This is a genomic window from Massilia frigida (assembly GCF_011682175.1).
Taxonomy (GTDB): Bacteria; Pseudomonadota; Gammaproteobacteria; order Burkholderiales; family Burkholderiaceae_D; genus Telluria_A; species Telluria_A frigida.
Window position 1 is genome coordinate 109,312 of record NZ_WHJG01000015.1, and the last position, 21,698, is coordinate 131,009.

The 21,698-nt window shown below is 68.1% G+C and carries 16 protein-coding genes; all 16 read left to right on the plus strand.

Features of this window, described 5'->3' with window-relative positions; genetic code table 11:
* Positions 1 to 2 precede the first annotated feature (2 nt).
* The 16 genes from F2P44_RS16435 (at position 3) to F2P44_RS16510 (ending at position 21,556) form a co-directional block, all read left to right on the plus strand.
* Positions 3 to 1,169: a Pvc16 family protein gene (locus tag F2P44_RS16435; protein WP_167088127.1), complete on the plus strand. Its 1,167-nt coding sequence runs from the start codon at positions 3 to 5 to the stop codon at positions 1,167 to 1,169.
* On the plus strand, positions 1,166 to 3,298 hold the full coding sequence (locus tag F2P44_RS16440) for an ATP-binding protein (protein ID WP_167088128.1): 2,133 nt from the start codon (positions 1,166 to 1,168) through the stop codon (positions 3,296 to 3,298). The genes F2P44_RS16435 and F2P44_RS16440 overlap by 4 nt, the downstream gene beginning before the upstream one ends.
* The gene (locus tag F2P44_RS16445) at positions 3,295 to 3,558 is read left to right on the plus strand and encodes a hypothetical protein (protein WP_167088129.1); all 264 of its coding nucleotides are present in this window, start codon (positions 3,295 to 3,297) and stop codon (positions 3,556 to 3,558) included. Before F2P44_RS16440 ends, F2P44_RS16445 begins: the two co-directional genes overlap by 4 nt.
* Positions 3,555 to 4,223 (plus strand): hypothetical protein, encoded by a 669-nt coding sequence (locus tag F2P44_RS16450; RefSeq protein ID WP_167088130.1) that lies wholly within the window; start codon positions 3,555 to 3,557, stop codon positions 4,221 to 4,223. Before F2P44_RS16445 ends, F2P44_RS16450 begins: the two co-directional genes overlap by 4 nt.
* 11 nt (positions 4,224 to 4,234) lie before the next feature.
* Entirely contained in the window at positions 4,235 to 4,507 is a 273-nt protein-coding gene (locus F2P44_RS16455) for a hypothetical protein (RefSeq protein ID WP_167088131.1), read from the plus strand.
* Positions 4,508 to 4,510: 3 nt separating this feature from the next.
* Positions 4,511 to 5,656: a hypothetical protein gene (locus F2P44_RS16460; RefSeq protein ID WP_167088132.1), complete on the plus strand. Its 1,146-nt coding sequence runs from the start codon at positions 4,511 to 4,513 to the stop codon at positions 5,654 to 5,656.
* Complete coding sequence (locus tag F2P44_RS16465; RefSeq protein WP_167088133.1) at positions 5,656 to 6,225, plus strand: phage baseplate assembly protein V; 570 nt, start codon at positions 5,656 to 5,658, stop codon at positions 6,223 to 6,225. The genes F2P44_RS16460 and F2P44_RS16465 overlap by 1 nt, the downstream gene beginning before the upstream one ends.
* Positions 6,222 to 6,548: a hypothetical protein gene (locus F2P44_RS16470; protein WP_167088134.1), complete on the plus strand. Its 327-nt coding sequence runs from the start codon at positions 6,222 to 6,224 to the stop codon at positions 6,546 to 6,548. Before F2P44_RS16465 ends, F2P44_RS16470 begins: the two co-directional genes overlap by 4 nt.
* A complete protein-coding gene (locus F2P44_RS16475; protein ID WP_167088135.1) occupies positions 6,549 to 6,935 on the plus strand; it encodes a GPW/gp25 family protein in 387 nt (128 codons plus the stop codon).
* A 12-nt stretch (positions 6,936 to 6,947) separates the two neighbouring features.
* Positions 6,948 to 9,512: a baseplate J/gp47 family protein gene (locus tag F2P44_RS16480; RefSeq protein WP_167088136.1), complete on the plus strand. Its 2,565-nt coding sequence runs from the start codon at positions 6,948 to 6,950 to the stop codon at positions 9,510 to 9,512.
* Positions 9,512 to 12,181: a baseplate J/gp47 family protein gene (locus F2P44_RS16485; RefSeq protein ID WP_167088137.1), complete on the plus strand. Its 2,670-nt coding sequence runs from the start codon at positions 9,512 to 9,514 to the stop codon at positions 12,179 to 12,181. Before F2P44_RS16480 ends, F2P44_RS16485 begins: the two co-directional genes overlap by 1 nt.
* Positions 12,178 to 14,550, plus strand: a complete 2,373-nt coding sequence (locus F2P44_RS16490; protein ID WP_167088138.1) for a phage tail protein — start codon at positions 12,178 to 12,180, stop codon at positions 14,548 to 14,550. Before F2P44_RS16485 ends, F2P44_RS16490 begins: the two co-directional genes overlap by 4 nt.
* Before the next feature lie 9 nt (positions 14,551 to 14,559).
* Positions 14,560 to 19,236, plus strand: coding sequence for a hypothetical protein (locus F2P44_RS16495; RefSeq protein WP_167088139.1), 4,677 nt, complete (start codon positions 14,560 to 14,562; stop codon positions 19,234 to 19,236).
* Positions 19,233 to 19,529, plus strand: a complete 297-nt coding sequence (locus F2P44_RS16500; protein WP_167088140.1) for a hypothetical protein — start codon at positions 19,233 to 19,235, stop codon at positions 19,527 to 19,529. Before F2P44_RS16495 ends, F2P44_RS16500 begins: the two co-directional genes overlap by 4 nt.
* A 116-nt stretch (positions 19,530 to 19,645) precedes the next feature.
* Positions 19,646 to 20,827, plus strand: coding sequence for a serine hydrolase domain-containing protein (locus tag F2P44_RS16505; protein WP_167088141.1), 1,182 nt, complete (start codon positions 19,646 to 19,648; stop codon positions 20,825 to 20,827).
* A gap of 165 nt (positions 20,828 to 20,992) precedes the next feature.
* Positions 20,993 to 21,556, plus strand: coding sequence for a hypothetical protein (locus tag F2P44_RS16510; protein ID WP_167088142.1), 564 nt, complete (start codon positions 20,993 to 20,995; stop codon positions 21,554 to 21,556).
* Positions 21,557 to 21,698 lie beyond the last annotated feature (142 nt).

The following is a 21,698-nucleotide window of genomic DNA, read 5'->3' on the forward strand; positions in this document are numbered from 1 at the left end:
TCATGGCGCGCGCAGACTCGGGAATGGCCATCGGCGCGGTGACGCGGCTGCTTCAGGATCACTTGCTCCGGGCCGCCTTCGAGGTCTCGGTCGGCAAACCCGAAGACGCCCCTGGAAGCGGCAACAACCCCAAACTGAACCTGTTCCTCTACGAGACCGCGCTCGACCCCCACCTGCGCAATCAGTCCTTGCGTGACGGCGAGGCGCCGCCGCTGTGGCTCGTGCTCAAGTACCTGCTGACCGCCTTCGACGTCGACAAGCGCAGCGACACGGCCAGCGCCCACGAGCTGCTCGGGCGCGCCATGTCGGCGTTGCAGCAACTGAGCTTCCTGCGCCTGGACCCCCTGGTCGCGCCCGCGGTGCGGCGCGCGCTCGAAGACAACCCCGAACCGCTCAAGCTCACCTTCGACGACGCCAATGTCGAGCTACTGTCGAAGATCATGCAAGGCACGGATGAACGCTATCGCCTCTCGGTGGCCTTCCAGGTGCGGCCGGTAATGATCGTGCCGGACAGCCTGCCGCGCGGATCGCAGCTGGTCGGGGTCGACTACCACACGACGCCGGAAACCATCATTGGACGCGACGGCGTGCAAGTGAGCGTGATCCCGTCGATGGGGGCGCGCCTCGACCGTATCGAACCGGACCGCTTCGAGGCCGGCGCCGCGCTGACCCTGTACGGCGACGACCTGTCCGCCAGCAGCATGGAAGTCGTGCTCGGCGACGTGATCCTGGACGTCATCGAGCGTCACCTCGACCGCCTCGTGGTTCGCGCCGAAGGCAGCCCTGGAACCCCGGTTGCCGGCGGCACCACGCTGTCACCCGGCGACATGCCGATCGTGGTGCGGCGCCGCTTGTCGCCCACCCGTACGCGGTCGAGCAATCTGCTGGCCGCGCGCCTGCTGCCCACCTTGAACAGCGCGGCGCTGATTGGCGCGGACCTGCAGTTAACCGGGCTGCTGCTGGGCACGGACGGCGACGATATCATGCTGCTGTTTTGCCGCGCGTCCGACGGCGTCACGGTCCATCTTGTCGACACCTTCGTCACCACCGCCAACCAGAACAGCCTCACCGTGCCCGGCGTCGCGGCGGCAGTCGCGCCCGGGACCTACTGGCTGATCCTGCGCGTGAACAACCAGCAGGCCAAGGCCAGCCCGAGCGTGACCATATGAAGACCGCCCTGCGTCCCGCCCCCCGATTGCCCACCCCGCTCACTTTCACGCCCGGGGTGCGCGCTCACGATGCCCTGGCGCAATACTGGCTGGGCCAGGCCACCTTGCGCCTGCGGCGCGAAGTGTGCTGGCTGTGGCGCGAGCGCGGCCAGCAAGGCGCACCCGGCACGGGCGCGCTGCCGCCCTCGGTCGATGCCGCGCTGGCGGCACTGGACCTGGCCCGCTACCAGGGCGACAAGCAAGCCTTCTTCGCCGACGACGTCACGGCGCGCTACCTGAGCGAACAGATTGCATCGGGCGTCGCGCCGGACAGCGCCGACGCGCCGCGCGGATCGTTCGGCTGGGTGGCGCAGCAACTGGACCTGGAACCGGTGGAGTGCTTCGTGCTGGCGGTCGCGCTGCTGCCCATGGTCGACAGCGCCGCCGGCCCGGTGATCGCAAGCTGCCAGAACGACCCCACCCGCGTCGCGCCCACGTTCGCCCTGGCCCAGCGTCTGTGGGACACACCCGACGAACTGTTGCGTTGCATGGTGCCGGCGCACGCACTGCTCACCCACGGCCTGCTGACCCTGGCGCCCGACAGCGGCGCGCATCTCTGGCATACCCCGCTGGCGGTGCCTACCCTGGTCACCCGCGAATTGTTGCTGGGGACGGGGGAGCTGCCGGCCTGCCTCGAGGCCGTCGATGCGGCTGCCCTGCCCCATGCCATGGACCGCGCGCTCATCCGGCGCGTGGCAGCGGCGCTGGCCTCGCCAGCCGTGCAGGGCATGCGCATGGTGCCCGTCATCGGTGGCGCCGACGCCGGGCTGGCTGGCGTGGCGGCGGCCTGCGCCGCCGAGGCTGGGGTGCGTACGGTGCGCATCAGCGCCGCGCTGCCACGCTCCCAGCTTGAGCAGGCGCTCAGCGCCGCCTGGCTTGGCGGCTGCGCGGTCTACCTCGACGTCAGCGCCGTGCTCGACCAGCATGCCCACGACACGACCATCGCGCTGCCCCTCCCCGGACTGCCGCTGACCGTCTTTGTGGGCATGCAAGACCGCGCGCCATTGCGCAGACTGGGCGGTTCGCTGGCGCCGATCGCCGTGCCTTCGCTCAGCCACGCCGAACGGCTGGCCTGCTGGCGCCGCGCGGTGCCCGGCCACGCCGATGGCGCCGTGTTGACCGAGCTGGCGCGCCGCTTTCGCTACGAAGGCACGGCCATCGCGCGCGTCGGCGCCGAACTCGCCGCGCTTGGGCGCGCGCCCACGCACGCCGAGCTGCTCGCGGCCGCGCGCGCCGACCTCGACCTGGGCAGCCTGGCGCAGGCGGTGGCGCCGCGCTTTGGCCTGTCGGAACTGATGCTGCCCCCGATCCAGGCCGAGCAGGTCGCCGAGATCGTCGCGGCCATGGACAACCTGACCCGCGTGCACTACGACTGGGGCACGGCGCGGGCCTGGAACGAAGGCGGCTTGTCGGCCCTGTTCGCCGGGCCGCCGGGGACCGGCAAGACCATGGCGGCCGAAGCGATCGCCGCCGAGCTTGGGCTGCCCATGTACCGGATCGACCTGTCGCAGGTGGTCAACAAGTACATCGGCGAGACTGAAAAGAACCTGCGCCGCCTGTTCGATGCCGCCGACGCGTCCGACCTGATCCTGTTCTTTGACGAGGCCGACGCGCTGTTCGGCAAGCGCAGCGAGGTGAAGGATGCCCACGACCGCTACGCCAACCTGGAAATCAGCTACCTGCTCGAGCGCATGGAACGTTTCAAGGGCCTGGCGATCCTTGCCACCAATCGCCGCAAGGACCTCGATGAAGCCTTCCTGCGGCGTCTGCGCTTCGCGGTGGAATTCCCGCTGCCGGGTGTTGCCGAGCGCGCGCGCATCTGGCGCAGCGTGATTCCCGCCGGGGTCGACGCGAGCGAACTCGACTTTGAGTTCCTGGCCCAGCGTTTCACCCTGGCCGGTGGACACATCCGCGGCATCGTATTCCAGGCCTGCCTGCAAAGCGCCGCCGCCGGCGCCGCGCCGAGGCTGACCATGGCAGCGGTGTTGCGCGCGCTGCAGCGTGAATACGACAAACTCGAACGAGTCAACAGCCTCGACCAATTCGGCCAATATGCCGCCTTGGTCGCCCCGCAAAGGAACCAGCGATGACACCCAAGCAACCACGCCACTTGCACATCGACCGGCTCGACCTGGACTTGCGCGGGATCGATCCCCTGACCGCGCAGGCAGCCGTGCGCGCACTGGGGCCGGCGCTGGCCCGCACCCTGGGCGCCGGTCCGGGCCCGCGCGCGCCGGGAATGAACGTCGACGCCGGCCAACTGGCAACTGCGGCAGCGCCGGCGCCGCACGATCTGGCGGCGGCCATGGCGCAACGCATCGCCACCAGCCTGAAGGTGAACAAGCCATGAGCCTCCTGCGTGGCGCACTGATCGAATACGGAACCAGCCTGATCGGGCCGATCCCGAATGTCGTCATTTTCCAGTTCAATCCCGAGTCGCTGTCGCGCACCTTGCAGATCCCGCCGCGTCCGACCGGTGCCAGCCAGCGCGAGACCACGCAGGCCGGAGAAAAGACCTTCGAGAAGATCAGCTTCAAGGCGCACTTCAGCGCGGCCAACATGCTCGATGAAGGCAAGGTGCTGGCCACCCTGTTCGGCATCGGACCGCAGCTCGCCGCCCTCGAGAAAATGGTGTTGCCCAGCGCCAAGATCGCCGGCCTGGTCGGCGCGGCGATCGACGCCATCGGTGGCGCCCTTGGGGGCGGCGACAGCGCGCCCCCGGCGCAACCGATCCCGCGCGAAAAATACCCGCGCATCCTGTTCATTTGGGGCCTGACCCGCGTGCTGCCGGTGACCATCGATTCGATGAGCATCTCCGAACTCGAGTACGACACCATCCTGAACCCGACCCGCGCCGAAGTCGATATCACACTGAGCGTCATCGCCGTCGACGACTGCTCCGACGACATGCTGGCCCAAGGCGCCCTCGAGTACTCGACCATCGCCAAGGAAGCGCAGGCGATCGCCAACCTCGCCAACACGGCCGAGCAAATCGTCGACCTGATCCCCTTATAGGAGCCGCCACGATGTTTCTGCCCAACTCACGCTACGCAAAAGTGGCCATCGTCGACACCAGCGCCGATGGCGGCAGGCAGGTGCAAGCCCTGAAGCTGCGCCGCCTGACGCCGGCCAGCGGCGCGCCGGCCACCGTGCAGGCCGGCGACCGGCTCGACCTGTTGGCGCACGCCGTCAACGGCGACGCCACCCAGTTCTGGCATGTGGCCGATGCCAACACCGCGCTCGACGGGCGCACGCTGGTCGCCACGCCCGGCGACAGCCTGCTCGTCCCGGTGGCCTGAAGCATGGCCGGGCAACACTTCCGGGTCTGGTTCGGCGAGCGCGCCGCCACCAGCGACGAACTCAGACGGATCGAGGACATCGAGGTCACGCAGGAGATGGACGCTTTCTGGGAAGCGCGCCTGCGCATGGTCCTGTGCCTGGACGCCCAGGGCGCCTGGCTGCACTGGCCGGGCGCTACCAGCGCGCCGTTCTCGCGCGTGCGGATCGAACTTGACAACGGCAGCGGGACCTTCACGCCGCTGATCGATGGACCGCTGACCAGCGTCGACGCCGCGCTCGATTCCCAGCCTGGCCGCAGCAGCGCAACCATGGTGGTGCGCGACGACAGCGCCTTCATGCACCGCGACGAGGAGACCGAGCCACCGTTCCAGCGGCGCCGCGCCAGCGAGATCGCGCGCGAACTCTTCGGCCGCTTCGCGCAAATCGGCGAGACCCGGATCGAAGAGACCCCGGCCAGCCCGGCATCGACGACCAGGCGCGGGACGGCCCTGCAATTCCTGCGCGAGCTCGGACGCACCTGCGACCGCCATGCCTATGTGCTGCCGGGCGAGCAGCCCGGAGCGAGCATCGGATGCTTCCTGCCCGACCCGGAAGGCCCGTCCGCCCTGCCGCCGCTGGTGTTGATCGGCGACCGGCGCAGCCTGGCCAGTGCCAGCGTGTTCCAGGATCCGGACGGCGGCGCGCGCACCCAGGCGCGCGTGCTGCGCGTAAACGACCAGGGCGAGACCACGTTCGACACCAGCGCCGCCGACCTCGGCCTGATGCGCGACCTGCCGGCCCTGCCGGCCGATCTGACTCCGCGCCGCCTGCTGCACCCGGCGGACAACACGCGCGAAGACCCGGCCGGCGCGGCAAGCGCACAGGCGCGCCGCGACGGCTATGTCTACCATCTCAGCAGCCAGGTGATCCCCGGCTGCTATGCCGCGGTGCTCACGCCTTACCAGAAGGTGCGCATCGATGCCGGCGCCACGCCGTACAGCGGCGACTACCTGATCACCAAGGTGGTCCACCACATCACGCCGTCGCTGTACACGCAGCAGTTCGACGCCAAGGCCAATTCGCAGACCGAGATCGCAGGCGCCGCGGTGGCCGAAGCGCTCGGCGGCGGCGTGCAGATATCGGTCTCCGTCAGTGGGGGAATCTTCTGATGAACGACATGGAGCACCTCGGGCGGCTGGTCGAGCGCACCGCGACCAGCTACTTCGGAAAATACCGTGGCCAGGTCACCGACGTCGACGACCCGCTCGGCCAGGGCCGTATCCGCGCCACCGTGCCGGCCGTAATGCACGAGCATGAATGCGACTGGGCGCTGCCGGCGGTGCCGTTCGCCGGTGCCCAACATGGCATGCTGATGCTGCCCGCGATCGGCGCGGGCGTATGGATCGAGTTCGAGGCAGGCAATATCAACACCCCGATCTGGTCCGGAACCTGGTGGGCCGAACACGAGAAGCCCGACGACGCCGAGGCCCAGGTGCGCGTGATCGTCTCCGAGAATGGCCACAAGGTGGTCCTCAACGACAAAAATGACGAGCTGACGCTGACCCATGGCAGCGGCCCGGAAATCAAACTCACCGCCACCGAGATCATTCTCAGCTGTGGCCAGTGCGAGCTGCGCATCAGCGGCGACAACATCTCGCTGAACAACGGCGTGATCAAGGTCGGCATTGCGGGGGTCAGCCTGGTCAATGGCGCGATGGCGTTCGGAGTACCGCCATGATCCCGATCCTGACCACCAGCAGCAGCGTCATGTGCCCGCACGGCGGCCAGGCGATCCTCGTCACCAGCAATGCCGAGATGATACTCGACGGTGCGCCGGCGCTGCTGCAGACCGACAGCCACCTGATCGTCGGCTGCGCCTTCGTGCCTGCCGCGCCGTCGCCCTGCACCAGCATCCGCTGGATCACGGGTGCGGCCCAGGCCACGGTGCATGGCGTGCCGGTGCTGCTGCAGAACAGTATCGGCCTGTGCCTGAACGCACTCCAGGCGCCGCAGGGAATCGCCATCGTGGTGCAAGTGCAGCAGAACGCAAAGGGGCTCTGAATGACGCTCTCGAACGGCCGCCACCTGGCCTTTCCCTTCCGGATCGGTGGCGATGGACGCACCGCCGCGCCGCTCGATGACGGCGCGCAGGTGCGCGATGAATTGCTGCAGCTCTTGCTGACCAGCCCAGGCGAGCGCCTGTTCCTGCCCGAATTCGGCGGCGGCGTGCGCAAGCTGGTGTTCGAACCGGCGTCGGAAGCCCTGCGCGGCGTGGTCAAGGCGCGCATTACCAATGGGCTGTCGCGCTGGCTGGGCCACCGGCTTACCGTCGACATGATCGACGTGACCTGGGACGACGCCGCCGCCACGCTCGAAGTGAGCGTCAAGTACCGTCCCGCCGGCAGCGCCGATTCGCGCGTCGTCAAGTTCCAGCGCCGTTCCAACTAAGCCGCCACTTTCATGACCGCCATCACCTTCCCCGACCTGCTAGACGACCGCGCCGACGTACTCAAGAGCCACGGGCTGGATGGACTCGGGCTGGCCCTGGTGTCCTTGCCGCCGGGGCCGGGACCCGGCCATGCCGACCTCGAACTGCGCTTCATCAACGGCCTGCACGTCGCTGCAATCCTGGCCTACATCGGCGCCGACCCGGTGCGCGCACGCCAGGTGCTGCGCATACGCGGCGGCACGCGCATCATCGCCGGCAGCGCGCGCGGCCAGGTGCAGGTGACGGCGGTGAGCGCCATCGACGCGACGCGCGTGTCGTTGCGCATCGCGCCGGTCGGCGACTACTCGACCTACACGCTCGAACTGGTCTGGGATGCGCACCTGATCGATCCCCTGTTCAGCGCGATCGGGTTCAAGTTCCGCCCGGGGTGCTTCACCAATGACTGCGCACCACGCCAGGGCGGCCGTGCCCTGGCCCCCGCCCCGCACATCGACTACCTGGCCAAGGACTATGACTCGTTCCGCCATACGCTGATGGTGGCGATGGCCGAACGCGTCCCAGGCTGGGCCAGCACCAGCGAAGCCGATCACGACCAGGTGCTGATCGACCTGTTCGCCGCCGCCGCCGACGAATTGAGCGACTACCAGGACCGGGTCGCCGCCGAAGCCTACCTGGCGACTACCCGCAAGCGTGTCTCGCTGGCCCGCCACGCGCGGCTGGTGGACTACCATCTCGGCGAGGGCAACCAGGCCAGCACCTGGCTGGCACTCGAGGTCGCCGCCGGCAAAGTGCCGTTCACGCTCGACGACCAGGAGCTCGTTGTGTGGAGCGGCGCCAACCCGGCGACGGCCGGCGCCGTGTATTTCGCCAGCCGCCAGCAACCGATTGCGCCGCCCAGGCTGCGCCAGCGGCTCGACCCCTTGCTGAATCGCCTGCGCCTGCATACCTGGGGCGACGCCAGGCCGGCGCTCGCAGGCGGCAGCACGGGCGCCGACATTGCGCCGCTGCCGGGGCTGGCCACGCAGGCCGCGGCCGATGCGCTGCGCGACCTGGTTCGCAACGGCCTGTGGCGTGAAATGCTGATCGCCGAGGTGCTGAACCCCTTGAGCGGGGCGCTTCCCGGGCGCAACCGCGCCAAGCGGCAAATACTGCGCCTGCTGGCAGGCGGCGACCTTGAGCGCGGTGCCGCCGTATCGATCTTCGATCCGGTCGCTTCCACCTGGCTCGTGCGCGTGAACTGGCGCGAAGAAGACGCGCTCGCCTTCGACTACAGCTTCAGTACCTTTTGCCCCGGTCCGCCACCGACGACGATCCAAGACGTGTCCCTGTTCTTCGGCAATCTCCTGCCGGTGTACGAAGGCCGCCCGCTGCAGGTCGATTTCCACGAGCCGGGCGCCGTCCTGGCGTCGGACACCGACAGCGTAAAGCAGCGCCACTACACCCGCATGGACCGCAACAAGGATGGGCGCGACTGGGTGCTCGCGCAGCTGCCCGACGCCGGGCCGCTGGCCTACCGGCCAAGCGGACGCGGCTTGGCGCCGAGCGGCGAAGAGCCGGCGCGCTCGACCCTGGTGCTGCAGGTCGAACTGCCCGGCGGGCACGTCGATCCCTGGGATGAAGTCGAAAGCCTGGTGCACAGCGACGATTCGGCCGAAAACGGCGATCACTACATGGTCGAGACCGACGAGCGGCAGCGCAGCCTGCTGCGCTTCGGGAATGGCATCAATGGCCGCCTGCTGGCGCCGAACGCCATCGTGCATGCGGCCTACCAGGTCGGCGGCGGGCACGCCGGCAACGTCGGCGCCGAGCAGCTGGTCAATCTCCAGCCCCTGCTCGGGACCAAAAGCGGCGCCCTGACCGGCGCGACCAATCCACTCGACGTGACCGATGGCCGCGACCCGGAACCGGCCGAGCGGATCCGCCGCAACGCGCCCGAAGCCTTCCGCGCCCGCCAGCTGCGCGCCGTCACGCCGGCCGATTACGTCCGGCGTGCCGAAGAGGTCAGCGGCGTCGCGCGCGCGGTGGCGCGCTATGCATGGACCGGTAGCTGGCGCACCGTGCGCGTCGCGGTCGACCCGGCCGGATTCGTGGCCGTGGGTGACGCCCGTTCCGACGCACTATGGGACGAGCTGCGCCCGCGCGTGGCCGCCCACCTCGAAGCGGTGCGCCTGATCGGCGAAGACATCGAGCTGCGCCCGCCTCGCTACGTGCCGTTGGAGATACACGTCAAGCTCTGCGCCAGGCCGGATACCTGGCGCGAAGACTTGCGCTTCGTGCTGGAGCAGGAATTCTCCGATGGCTGGACCGCCGACGGCCGACGCGCTTTTTTTCATCCGGACGAGTGGACCTTCGGCCAGGCGCTGCACCGCAGCGCGATCGAAGGCCGCATCGTCCGGATCGCCGGCGTCGAGCACGTGGTCAGCATCGGCATGAAGCGCTTCTCGGCGCCGCAACCGGGCGTGCCGGGCGCCGACATGCTATCGATCGGTGTCGACGAGGTGGTGCTGCTTGCCAACGACCCCGACCATCTTGAGCGCGGCCTGATCCGTTTCGATATCCAGGGCGGGAGACGCTAATGGCCTGCAATCCCTTGATCACCGACGCGTTCGATTTCCCGCGCCGCGCCAGCAACCGTCCCGGCCTGGCGCGCATCGCCTACCGCATCGGGCGCTATCCGGATTTCGTCGAAGCGATGATGCGCAATATCGACGCCGCCCCCGAACTGGCCGCATGGACCCACCGCGACCCCGACGATCCGGGTATCGCCCTGCTCCAGGGGGCCGCGATCCTGGGCGACATCCTCGCTTTCTACCAGGAGCACTACGCCAACGAAGCGTTCCTGCGCACCGCGGCGTGGCGCGAGAGCGTGGCGGAGCTGGTGCGCCTGACCGGCTACCGGCTCGCTCCCGGCATCGGCGGGCGCGCCACCCTGGCGATCGAGGCGCGCGGCAGCCTGCCGGTCACGATACACAAGGGTTTCCCGGTCAAGGCCGAGCTGAAGGACCTGCCTGTCCCGGCCGATTTCCAGACCGACGCCGAATTGATCGCGTGGCCGCACCTTGGCCGCTTCAACCTGTATCGCGCGCGGCGCTACCCGCCCCGCCTCGGGGTTGGCGCGACATCGTTCGACGTGGCCGGGATCGACGGCGCCGCCGATTCGGCCAGTCTGGCCGCCTTCGAACTGAAGGCCGGTGAACGATTGCTGCTGCTCCCGCCCGAACCGGCGTGGACCTCGGTCGCAGGGGCGATCGAGGACACGCAGGCGCCACAGGTCGTGAAGGTGAAGAATGTGACGCGGCTGCTCGGCCGCGTGATCGTCGAGATCGAGGGCGCACTTCAAAGTGAGTGGAACCAGCCGGTGCGGGCGTATCGCATCAACCGCAGTTTCCGCCATTTTGGCCATAACGCACCGCCGAAAACCGTCGCCACCATCAAGGACAACAGCGGCAAGATCACCGGTTCGTCGGAAAGCGACACCGCCTTCTACCGCCATGTGGATGCGGGCCACGACTGCGTCGCCAGCAGTGCATCGACGGCGCTGACGCCTGTCTCCATACCGCTCGACACCGAAGTGGGCGACCTGCATGAAGGTATGCGGGTAGTGGTGCAGGTGCGCCTGAGGCTCAATACTGTCAAGTTCGTGGCGCTGAGCGTGGTGCGCACGGTGGTGGCCCAGCGCGGCCAGTCGATCGGATTCGGCAACCTCCATGCAGCGAGCACGCTGCTCACGCTCGACCAGCCGCTGATCAAGTACGTACGGTCGCCCTCCTCGGGCACCTTGCAGGCCGACGTGCGGGACTACCGGATTTTCGAGGTCACCAGTGCGCCGCTGGCCTTGCAGCCGGTATCGTCGCCCGAGGCGAGCGGCTTTGCGGACGGTACCGACGCCCTGGCCTTCTATGGCAAGGCGGTGGAAGCGCAGGCGCTCGCCGGCCGGCGCCTGTGGCTGTCACGCGATGACGACGCCGTCGAACTGGTCTGCAACAACCAGCTGGCCGACTTCGCCGCTGCCACGCCCGACGTGGCACGGATGTGGCTGTTGAGCTTCAATCGGGCACCCGCGCCCTTTGTGCACGCCGACTTCGACGAGGCTGCCCCCACCGTCACCGTGTTCGGCAACCTGGTCGACGCCTCGCAGGGCAAGGTCGAGCGCGACGCGGTACTCGGCAATGGCGACCAGCGGCAGCGCTGGCAGACCTTCGCGCTGCCCAAGGCGCCGCTGACCTATTTCCTGTCCGCCGCCACATTCCCGCCACACGCTCCGGCACTGGAAATCTGGGTCAACGCCCGGCTGTGGCGCCGTGTAGACGCATTCTACGGTCACGGACCGGCCGACACCATCTACATCGTGCGCGAAGATGGCGACGACCGCAGCTTCGTGCAGTTCGGCGACGGCGAGACCGGGGCCCGCCTGCCTTCGGGACTGAATAACGTGGTCGCGCAGTACCGCAGCGGCAGCGGCGCCCATGGGCCGATCAAGCCGGGCGCGACGCCGACCGCCAGCGAGCGGCCGCCGGGATTCGACAAGCTGTCCCTGGCCGGCATCGTGTCGGGCGGCGCCGCGCCCGAAGACGCGGAAAAGGCGCGCGAGGCCGCCCCCGGCAAGGTGCAAAGCCTGGGACGCCTGGTCAGCATCGCCGATTACGAAACCGAGACCCTGGCCGTGCCCGGCGTGGTCGCCGCCAGCGCGGCCTGGGACCTGGCCGACGGCGTGCCGGCCGTGATCTTGCGCGTGCTGCTCGCGGCTGGCCGCGAAACCGAGTTCGAGGCGGTACGCAAGGCGCTGGTCCATGCACAGCGCTGCCGCGGCCCCGACCGGTTTGCGCTGGTGATCGAACAAGCCTGGTTGCGTTACGCCTTCGTCGACGTGGTGTACGCACGCGACCCGCGCTACCGGCAAGCGGATATCGAGGCCGATATCTTTCGCCAACTGGGGCTTTCCGGGGTTGGCGCCGACGAGCGCAAGGGCATGTTCGGCCTGCATGCGCGCCGTCTCGGCCAGCCTGAATACGCGAGCGGCATCGAAGGCCGGCTGCAGAACGTGGCCGGCGTGGTGTGGTGCAAAGTGAGCGCACTGGGCTTGTTCGGCACCACCCTGACCGACCCGGCGGCCCAGCCCTTGCCCGCCGCGCCGCGCACCAATGCGGCGGTGCTGCCCTGCGCACCGCGCGAGCTGCTCCAGCTAGCAAAGCAGCACCTGAGCATCTCGTGCGTCGACGAACCATCAGCGGGAGAATGCGCATGAAGCCACCACCGAGCGTGCCGCTGTTCGAGCGCCTGCCCGAGATCTACCGCACGCGCGACGTCGAGCAGACGCCGCCAAACCCCTTGCGCGCCTACCTGGCTGCGGCCGAGGGGCCGTTCAGCGCCCTGCACCAGAACATCGGCCAGTTCTATGAAGACCTGTTCATCGACACCTGCGACGACTGGGTCATCCCCTACATCGCCGACCTGCTCGGCGCCACCCACCTGAAGGGCGATCCGCGCACGCTGCGGGCCGACGTGGCGGACACGATCGCGCTGCGCCGGCGCAAGGGAACGCTGGGCGCGATCGAACGGCTGGCCGTCAATCTCACAGGATGGGCCTGCCGTGGCGTGGAACTGCGCGTCAACCTTGGCTGGTCGCAGCACCTGAACCACCAGCGCCCCGACGCCGGCGGGTCGCCGCCTTATGGCGACCCGCTGCGCACGCGCTTCGACGTTCCGCGCGGCGGCAGCGCCCCGCTGCGCGACCCGGCCGCCCTGGCCCTGCTCGGCACGCCGTTCGACAACTTCGCCTGCACGGCCGACGTCAAGCCGGCGCAGGGCGATGCGCGCCACGTCAACCTGCCCAACCTGGCGATCTTCGTGTGGCGCCTGGCTGCCTACCGGCTGGCGCGCGTGCTGCCGCTGGCCAAGGGCAGCGTCGATCTCGGTCCGCAGCCCGCCGGCCTGGCGCGCTTTGCGCTGCGCTTCGACCTGCATCCGCTCGACCTGCCGGTGCGCCTGTTCAACACCAGCCGCCCCGGCTTCCTGCGCCCGGACACCTCGGGCGGCGTGGTCTCGCCGCTGACCGAGCCCGACGCGGTGCCCGGCCCCATGCTCGCGGCCAGGCTCACCAGCGGGACAAAGGCAGGGCGTCCCGGCGATTACGTGGGTGTCGACTTCTACGATGCCGCCGCCACGCCGCCGCATGGTTTCGATCTTGGCGACACCGGCCTTCAGCTTTGGCTGCCGCACACGCTGGCCCCCTTGCTGGTGCCCCAGGCGCCAGCCACCGAATGGCAATGGCGCTTCCGGGGCGACACCCTGTGCGCCTGGGAGAGCGGCCTGCGCCGGCCGCTGGGGAGCGGCGAGATCGTCATCGACCCCGCCATCGGGCGCGTGCTGATCGGCCTGGACAGCGCGGCCCAGGCGGCCGAACTCATCGTGCCCGACGGTAGCGGCCTGCGTTCGCGCATGTTCGCCAGCTTTACCTACGGCGCCGCCGGGCCGGTCGGCGCGCATCCGCTCACCCGCCGCTTCGAAGCACACACCAGCGGCACCGACCTGCGCCTGGTGGGCGACATCCCGGGCGGGGTCACGCTGCAGGCGGCGCTCGCCGGCCTGGCTACGGCGAGCAAACCGGTGGTGATCGAGATTCACGACAGCCTGGTGCACCGGATCGACTTGTCGTTACTGCCCGGCACCACGATCGACGGCACCCTGTCGCTGCGGCTGGCCGAGGGGCTGACCATCCGCGCCGCCGGTGAACACCGCCCGCTCGTGCTGCTGGCCCAGCCGCTGTCGCTGCGCCCGCTCACAGCGGCCGCGGCCGCGCCCTTCACGCCGCAGGTGCGGCTCGAGGGCCTGTACCTCGCGCCCGACCCGTCCGCGCCATTCCCGGCTGGCCACGCGCTGATCGATCGGGTTGCCGTGGCGCGCCTCGAGATTATCGGCTGCACGCTCGCACCGGGCGGGCACAGCTTGCGCGACGGCACCCGCGCACCGATGCAGCCGGCGCTGCGCCTGGTCGACGGCTACGGCTTTGCCGCCGCGGCCGATGCCGAGGCCTTCGTGCCCACCCCCGACATCGTCATCTCGCGCTCGATCACCGGGTCGATCGGCGTGGACCCGCGCTACCGGCTCGAGATCCAGGAGAGCATCGTCGATGCCGGCCTCGGCTTGCGCGATGCGCCCTCCGGCGTGCTGGCGATCGGGGCGGCCACCAGTCCCGCCACGAACTGGGGCGCCGACCTGCACTTCGACGGGCTGACCTGCTTCGGCGCGCTGCGCGTGGCATCCGTCGGCGGGCTGGGCGGGATCTTCACGCAGCCCTTCGAGGTGCTGGACAACCAGCACGGCTGCATCAAGTGGAGCGCTTTCAGCGGCGCCGGCGACCGGCTTCCGCCCAACCATTTTTGCGTCTTCGCGGGCGCGGCCCGCATCGTCTTCAGTTCCGAGCGGTTCAACGATCCGGGCTACGCGCAATTGGCCCGCGAATCGAGCCGCGCGGTGCGCGAACTTGGGCCGGGCGACGATGCGATGGGCGCCTTCGGTTTCACGCTGGAAGCGCACAAGTGGACCAATCTTCAGGTGCGCTTGCGCGAATTCATACCGGTCGGCGTGCGTCCGCTGCTGATGCCGGTAACTTAAAGGGACTATATGCAAGGCGACTTTTCCATACTCAATTTCGATCCCCGCCGCAACGAACGCCCGGTAGCGACGCCGGCCGACGGCGTGCTGCGCAACGTCAACGGCGTGCTGCACCAGCAGGGCCGCGTCACCCTGGACGCCGACCTCACCGAGGGCGAGCTGCTCGAACTCGGCTGGAATGGCCAGGCCGGGCGCGACATCATCGGCCCAGACGTGTGCGCGGTGCCCGCGGCCGAGCCTCAGGCCTTCCGCGTCGACGCGGCGTTTGTCAGCGGCGGCGCAGTCCATGTGACTCTGCGCCCGGGCCGTGCCTGGGCCGACGGCATCCTGACACGGCTGGCCGGCGTCGGGCCCGATCCGCTGGCCGCCGTGGAGCGGCTGGCGACCTGGTACGGTCCGCCGCTGTCGACGCCGCCCTTCCCGATCGGCGACAAGGTGCGCGACGCGGTGATCCTCGAGGTATCCGAAGAGGCCATGCACGCCTTCCAATATCCGCAGCAGCTGGTCGAACCGGCGCTCGGCGGGCCCGACACCTCGGAGCGCGCGTTCGTCAATTTTCGTATCAGGCTGCTGCGCCTTGCCGATGGCGAGGATTGCCGCAGCATCATCCCGAAGCTGCGCGACGAGGCAACATCGAGCGGCCGCCTCAGCGTCACGCTGGCGCCGGTGGTGGCGATCGGCGGCGACTGTCCCGTGGTCGGCGGCGGCGGCTACACCGGCTTCGAGCACTGTTTATACCGCATCGAGATCGCCGACGCGGCGGCAGGGGCTCCGGCCCGCTTCAAGTGGAGCCAATGGAACGGCGGCCTGGTGGGACGCGGCCGCTTCATCGTCAGCACCGACCCGGACACCGTGGTGATCGATGCCGGCCGCGCCGCGATCATCAACTCGGGACTGACCGACTTCTACCTTGAAGCGCTGCGCTACGATGCCTTGCTGGGCACATGGGCGGTGGTCTACGGCAGCAGCGCCACCCTCAACACCGACCACGACCTCGAACTCGCCGCGCCGGCCACCTTCGGCACGCTGCCCGCGACCGCCGACCCGGTCTTCTTCCGGCTATGGAACGGCAGCGGCGAGATTGCCGATTTCACCAACGCGGCCAACCCGGTGGAACTGGGCGACGGCATCCGGCTCGCCTTCGATTCACCGCTAGCCGCCAACTACCGCCCGGGCGACTACTGGACCTTCACGGTGCGTGCCGGCGACGTCGCCAATCCGCAGATCCTGATCGATAAGGCGCCGCCCGCCGGCATCGTCTACCACCGGGTGGCGCTGGCCGAAATCAACTGGACCGGGCGCCACGACACCAGGATTTCCGGCTCCATCGAGGACTGCCGCCAGCGTTTTCGCCCGCTCACCAACCAGAAGGTGTGCTGCACCTTCCTGGTTGGTGACGGGATAGCGAGCTTCGGCGACTTCAATTCGCTTGAAGAGGCGGCCGCCCACCTTCCGCACACAGGCGGTGAGCTGTGCCTGCTGCCAGGAGTGCACCGCGCTAACCTGCGACTCGAGAAGCGCCGCAATGTCAAGATCCACGGCTGTACCTGGCGCACGCTTGTGCTGCCGCGCAGCGACACCCGCGCGCTGCCCTTGCTGCACTTTGTCGATTGCGTCGGCATCGAGGTGTGCGACCTCGACCTGCTGACCTACGACGGCATCGCAGTGCGGATCGATGGCGGCAGCGAGGGCACGTGCAAGGACCTGCGCATCCACGATACCCGGATGATCGCCCGCACCAACGCCATCCGCGCCAGCAACGCCCAAGGCCTGGTAATCGCCAACAACCGCTTGCATTTGCTCGACACGACAGACGGCGGTGCGACCATTTCGAGCGCCGCCGATGATGTGCTTATCGAGCGCAACACGCTGCTCTTGCTGCCCTTCGTCGACAACCCCGACAAGCCGTCCGCTCCGGACGACGATCCGACCCGCGACCCGGCCGATCCCTGCGCGCGCCCGCACATCCTGTACCTGTATCCTTTCCTGGTATTGAATTACGCGCACCTGACGTGGACCTACGCGCTGGCGCTGCTCCAGCCGGTGCAGCCATATCGCGCCATCGGCGGCATCCACGTGCGCGCCGGCTCGGAGCGGGTTCGCATGCGCGAGAACCGGATCGCCGGCGGGGCCGGCAACGGCATGACGCTCGGCGGCGACCTCCCCGCTGACGACGGCCCACTCCAGCTGGCCGCCGACGCTGACGCGCCGGTAGCCGCCAGCCCGGTCGTGAACGTCACCGCCAACGGCCGCTTGCTTGCCCTGGTACAGGACGAACAAGGCAAGCCGCTCGCCGGCGTCGACCTTGGCCTGGAAGCGAGCAACAGCGCGTTCGACCGCAGCGACGCCCAGGGACTGGTCAGCATCAAGGCGGCGCCCGGCAGCTACAAGCTCAAGGTAACGCCCCAGTATCGGGTGCTGAGCATCACCGAAAGCCGCGACGAAGGGGTGCTGGTCAACGCGATCACGCTGGCGGCCGCGCTCAAGGGCGAAAGCCGCGGCTTTCTGCACGAGATCGGCATCGAAGCGAACGACATCTCGGCCATGGGCCTGTCGGGCGTGGGCTTCGCCGTGCACCGCGACGCGGGCGCGCTCGGGACGCCTGTCCAGATCCCGGCCAACGACCCCAAGGCCGCGCTGCTCGCGTATCTCGACTCGGCGATCCTGCAGCTTGCCACCACGCCTTTGCTGGCTGCCACCGATCCGGTGCGCGGGCTGGTGATCCAGGACAACCACCTTCATGGCAACCTGCGCAATCCCTTCACCAGGCAGATGCTGGCCGATGCGCAATTCATCGGCCGGGGCGGCATTTCGCTGGCCGTCGTCGAAGGGGCCCGGATCCACCACAACCACGTGGAAGCAAACGGCCCGCGCGCCGCCGATCCTGTGTGCGCGCTGTTCGTGGGCCACGGCGACCACCTTGAGATCACCGACAATGTGTTGGCCGACAACGGCGCGGACATTGGCGACTATGAGCGCGCGCGCAATGCCGGTATCCGCGGCGGCATTTTTGTGCGCTTCGCCGGCGCCCTGAACGCGCGCTTCTCAAGCTCGACTGGCCGCAAGCCGGCCTTGCGGGTGCATGACAACCGGGTCGACCAGCCATCCGGACGCGCCCTGACCGTGTTCGCGTTCGGCCCCCTGTCGGTGGCGAACAACCATCTGAACAGCGAGTACAGCGGCCTGTTCGGCATGCTCGACACCATCGTGGGCGGCGCCCTTGTCCTCAACCTTGGCGGCATCCACCGGCTGGCGATACGCCTGTTCGGAAAACTGCTCGACCACGACAAGAACTTCCGGGCGGCGGCCGAGACCGCGCTGCCCGGTGGCGAAACGCTGTTCGATGATAACTTCCTGCGCCTGGGATTGGTCAATCGCTCGATCACCTCGCAAGTGCTGATCGCCATCGACGACCTGGGCTACTCGTCGAACACCTCGTCGGTCTATCGCGCCGACCCGTTTTTTGCCAACGCCATGCTGGTGGGCGATAGCGTGCGCGCGACTGCGTCCCGCTTGCGTGAAGACGTCACGCGCACGATCTCGCTGCTGACGGCGGCCATGCGCATGAACATGACTGCGCTCAACCAGGCCGACCATTGCATCGTTGCGCTGCCGGCGGCGGGCACCACGGTGCTCCCCACCGTCGACCAACTCAATCAGGTACTCGACGTGGAGCTTTGCCGCAAGTTGTTTTCCAACCCGGCATCCGTCGGCCAGTTCTTCGCCAGCGTGCTGGCGGCAAGTGGCGACCAGCCGGGCGGCTCGTTGGCGCCGGATGTCATCATGGCGAGCGATCCGGCCAGCCTGGCGCGCCACAGCGCAGCGCTGGCAACGCGGACCGTCAACGCGGCCCAGCTTGAGCTGACCCAGGCGTACCAGCTTGAAGCGAAGCGCATGGCCGCCAAGTATGGCGACGGCGATCCGCTGGCGCGGGCCCTGGCCGCGCGCGCCGAGGCCGGGGCGCAGGTCAACCGGGTGCTGGCGCCGATTGCGGAAGTGCTGGCCGTGAACCTGCCGGACTCGCCGCGCGACGGAGCGACGCTGTCCGGACGCGTCGTCAACGATCGGGGCATTGGGGTGGGCGATCACACGATCGAGCTGCTGCGTGCCAACGCCACGCCAGTGGAAACGGTGGGCGCCACCGACGCATCGGGCCACTTCAGCGCCAGCTACGATGCCCACAAAACTGCGGTGTTGCAAAAAGAGGGCAAGCTGTATGCACGCGTGCTCGACCAGTCCGGCCGGGACGTGCTGCGCGACCAGGTCGCCCTCGAATTCGGGCCCGGAGCGCAGTTGCAGCGCACGCTGGTGGTGCCGCTGCGGGTGGTGCCCAGGTCGGTGGCCGTGACGGGTGCGGTCATCTATGCCGCACAGGCGCCTTTGGCGCAAACGCCGGGATCCGCAGTGCCCCCGGCGGCGGCGCAGACAGCATCTCCCGCGCTGCGCACACCGCTCGACAAGCTCGGGCTCGATGACCCAAGCCGTGAACAGCTGTTGAAGGGTGGCGTCCATGATGTCGAGGCCATCCTCGAAGCGGCTCCCGGAAAGCTCACGACACTGGTCGGCAGCGAGGACAAGGCGCGCGCGCTGACCGATGCGGCACGTCGGCTGCTGGCAGGTGTGTCCGGACCAGTTGCAGGCGGCGCATCCACGACGAAGGGGAGCACGACCAAAAAACCGAAATGACGTTGTGCAGCCGCGCTTCCGCCTTCGACCGCATCCCCGCCAGCGCCGACCTGCGCGGCTATCCCCGCGCAGCGCAAGGCCAGCCGCGAAAAGCCGTGTTTTGCTGCCATGTCAGCGTCGCCGAAAAGCATCGGGTCTACCCGACGCGGGCCAAGCAACGCCTGGTCGCGGTCGACATCGCCTTCGGTCCGCTGGTCATCAACGGCGAGGCCAGCGGCTGCGATTTGCGGCCCAGCGACCCATTGATCGGACAGGCCCAGCCCGCCTGCGGAAGCAGCTGCGGCACACCGTAACTGTCCAGCAATCAATATTTAACAAGAGGAAATTGTTTCACCTGCGAGTGCAAGCTTGTGTTGTAATCAAGTGTTATTTAAAAATGTAAGTACATCAATAATTACATGGAGACACTTTGAAGACGACTCAGCACGCCATCTTGCCATCCCGCCTGGCCAAACGGGCCCCCGGCGCCCTCGCCTGCCTGCTTGCCTTCACCGTTGCCCTGAGCGCCTGCGGCGGTGGCGGCGACAGCGGAAGCGCTAAAAACACGATCGGCAACAATCCGGACACCAAGATCCGCGTGTCCCCCAATCCCACGGATAACTGGACCCTCGTTCCGGCCGCCGACGTCGGCATGGATGGCGCCGTGCTGGCCGACGCCGTCGCCAAGCTGCCCGACGCCAGCACGCACGGCATGTCGAGCATGCTGGTGCTGCGCCACGGCAAGCCCGTGCTGGAACAATACTGGAATGGGTACGACAAGGATACCCTGCACGACCTGCGCTCGGCGACCAAAAGCATCACCTCCCTGATGATGGGCGTGGCGCTCGACCAGCGCGTGGTCGGCTCCGTCAACGATACCCTGAGCAGCTACCTGGCGCCGCTGTATCCGAACGCGCCGGCCTACCGTCTCGGCCTCAAGCTGCAAGACATGCTGACCATGCGCAGCGGGCTCGACTGCGACGACTGGGTCCGCAGTTCCCCGGGCAATGAAGAAAACATGTACCAGCAGACCGACTGGGTCAGCTTCTACACCAAACTGCAGGCGCTCGCCGCGCCCGGCAGCACGACCCGCTACTGCACCGGCAATCCGGTCACGCTCGGGCGCGTGATCGCCGTGGCCAGCAAGAAGCCGATCCCGGCGTTCGCCAACGAGTTCCTGTTCGGGCCGCTGAACATCCAGAGCGCCAAATGGGCCGAGTTCGACAACCGGAACCAGACCGATACCGGCGGCCACATCCAGATGCGCCCGCGCGACATGGCCAAGCTCGGCCAGTTGGCCTTGCAAAATGGCCAGTGGAATGGAAAACAGCTGGTGTCGGCGGCATGGATGGCGGAATCGACGCGCCAGCATACGCAATTCACCACGCTGCCGGACCGCAACGGGTATGGCTATTTCTGGTGGCGCAGCGTGGAAACCGTGAAAAGCGTGTCGTACGACGTCATTTTTGCCGACGGCAATGGCGGCCAGTACATCATGATCGTCCCCGCGCTCGATATCGTCGCCGTGTTCACGGGCGAAAACTACAATTTGAAGAAGGCGGAATTTCCTTTCGAGCTACTCGACAAGTACATCCTGGCGGCAGTGAAATAAGCAGGCGAATGCGAGCGCAGCGTATCGGCTGACAACAAACGGGTACGCGATGAATGACCTGAACCTTACCGCAACACCCCTGCGGGAGATCAGCGTCCACGGCGGCGGCCACGACCTCCTTTCATGCGGCGTTGGCCGCACGTCCCCCCCACACTGCGTTGGGCCATGACGCGGACCCTGCTGTCCGCGATGCCGTACCGCCCCGGCGATGACCAGGACTATTTCTTCGACGCGGTCGATGCCATCATTCGCCATGACCCGGCCGACTTCGTCGAGCTGTTACGCAAAACGATGCTGCGCCTCGACGGCGGGCTGGCCTGCCTGATATGGCGGCAACAGTACCCCGCCTTGCTGCCCGGGCTGTTCCCGCTGATGATGTCCGCCCGCCATTGCCTCGACGACCTCAGCGTCCCCTTGAATCTCATCCTGGGCAAGGAGCCAGGGCTGCTGCTGTCCGCGAGGGAAGACAGCCTGCCGCGTGCCATCGCCGTCCTGTCGGCGGAGGTCTTGCGCGGCGTCTTGCCCGCGCTGGCGACGCTGATCGGCAATGGCGCGTCGGCAGAGCTGCGCGCGGCCGTGGTCGAGGCAGCAAAAAAGCTCGACCGGGCCGACCTTGCCGACGCCGGCTGGCTGGAGTCCGGTAACGAGCACCTGCGCCTGGCGTGCCAGGACATGCTGCTGGCGCATCCGGACAAGGGCAGCGCCAGCTCCCTGCTGTCCAGGTATTGAATCGATCCGGGCGCCCCCGATGAAACAGTCGAAACAGAAATATTTACAATAAAATCATCCCGTTTTGCAATTTCGATGTGGCAATATAGAGTGATTCGCCAGGCCAGCTGGGCCGGCATCCCCTCACTCTATCAAGGACCAC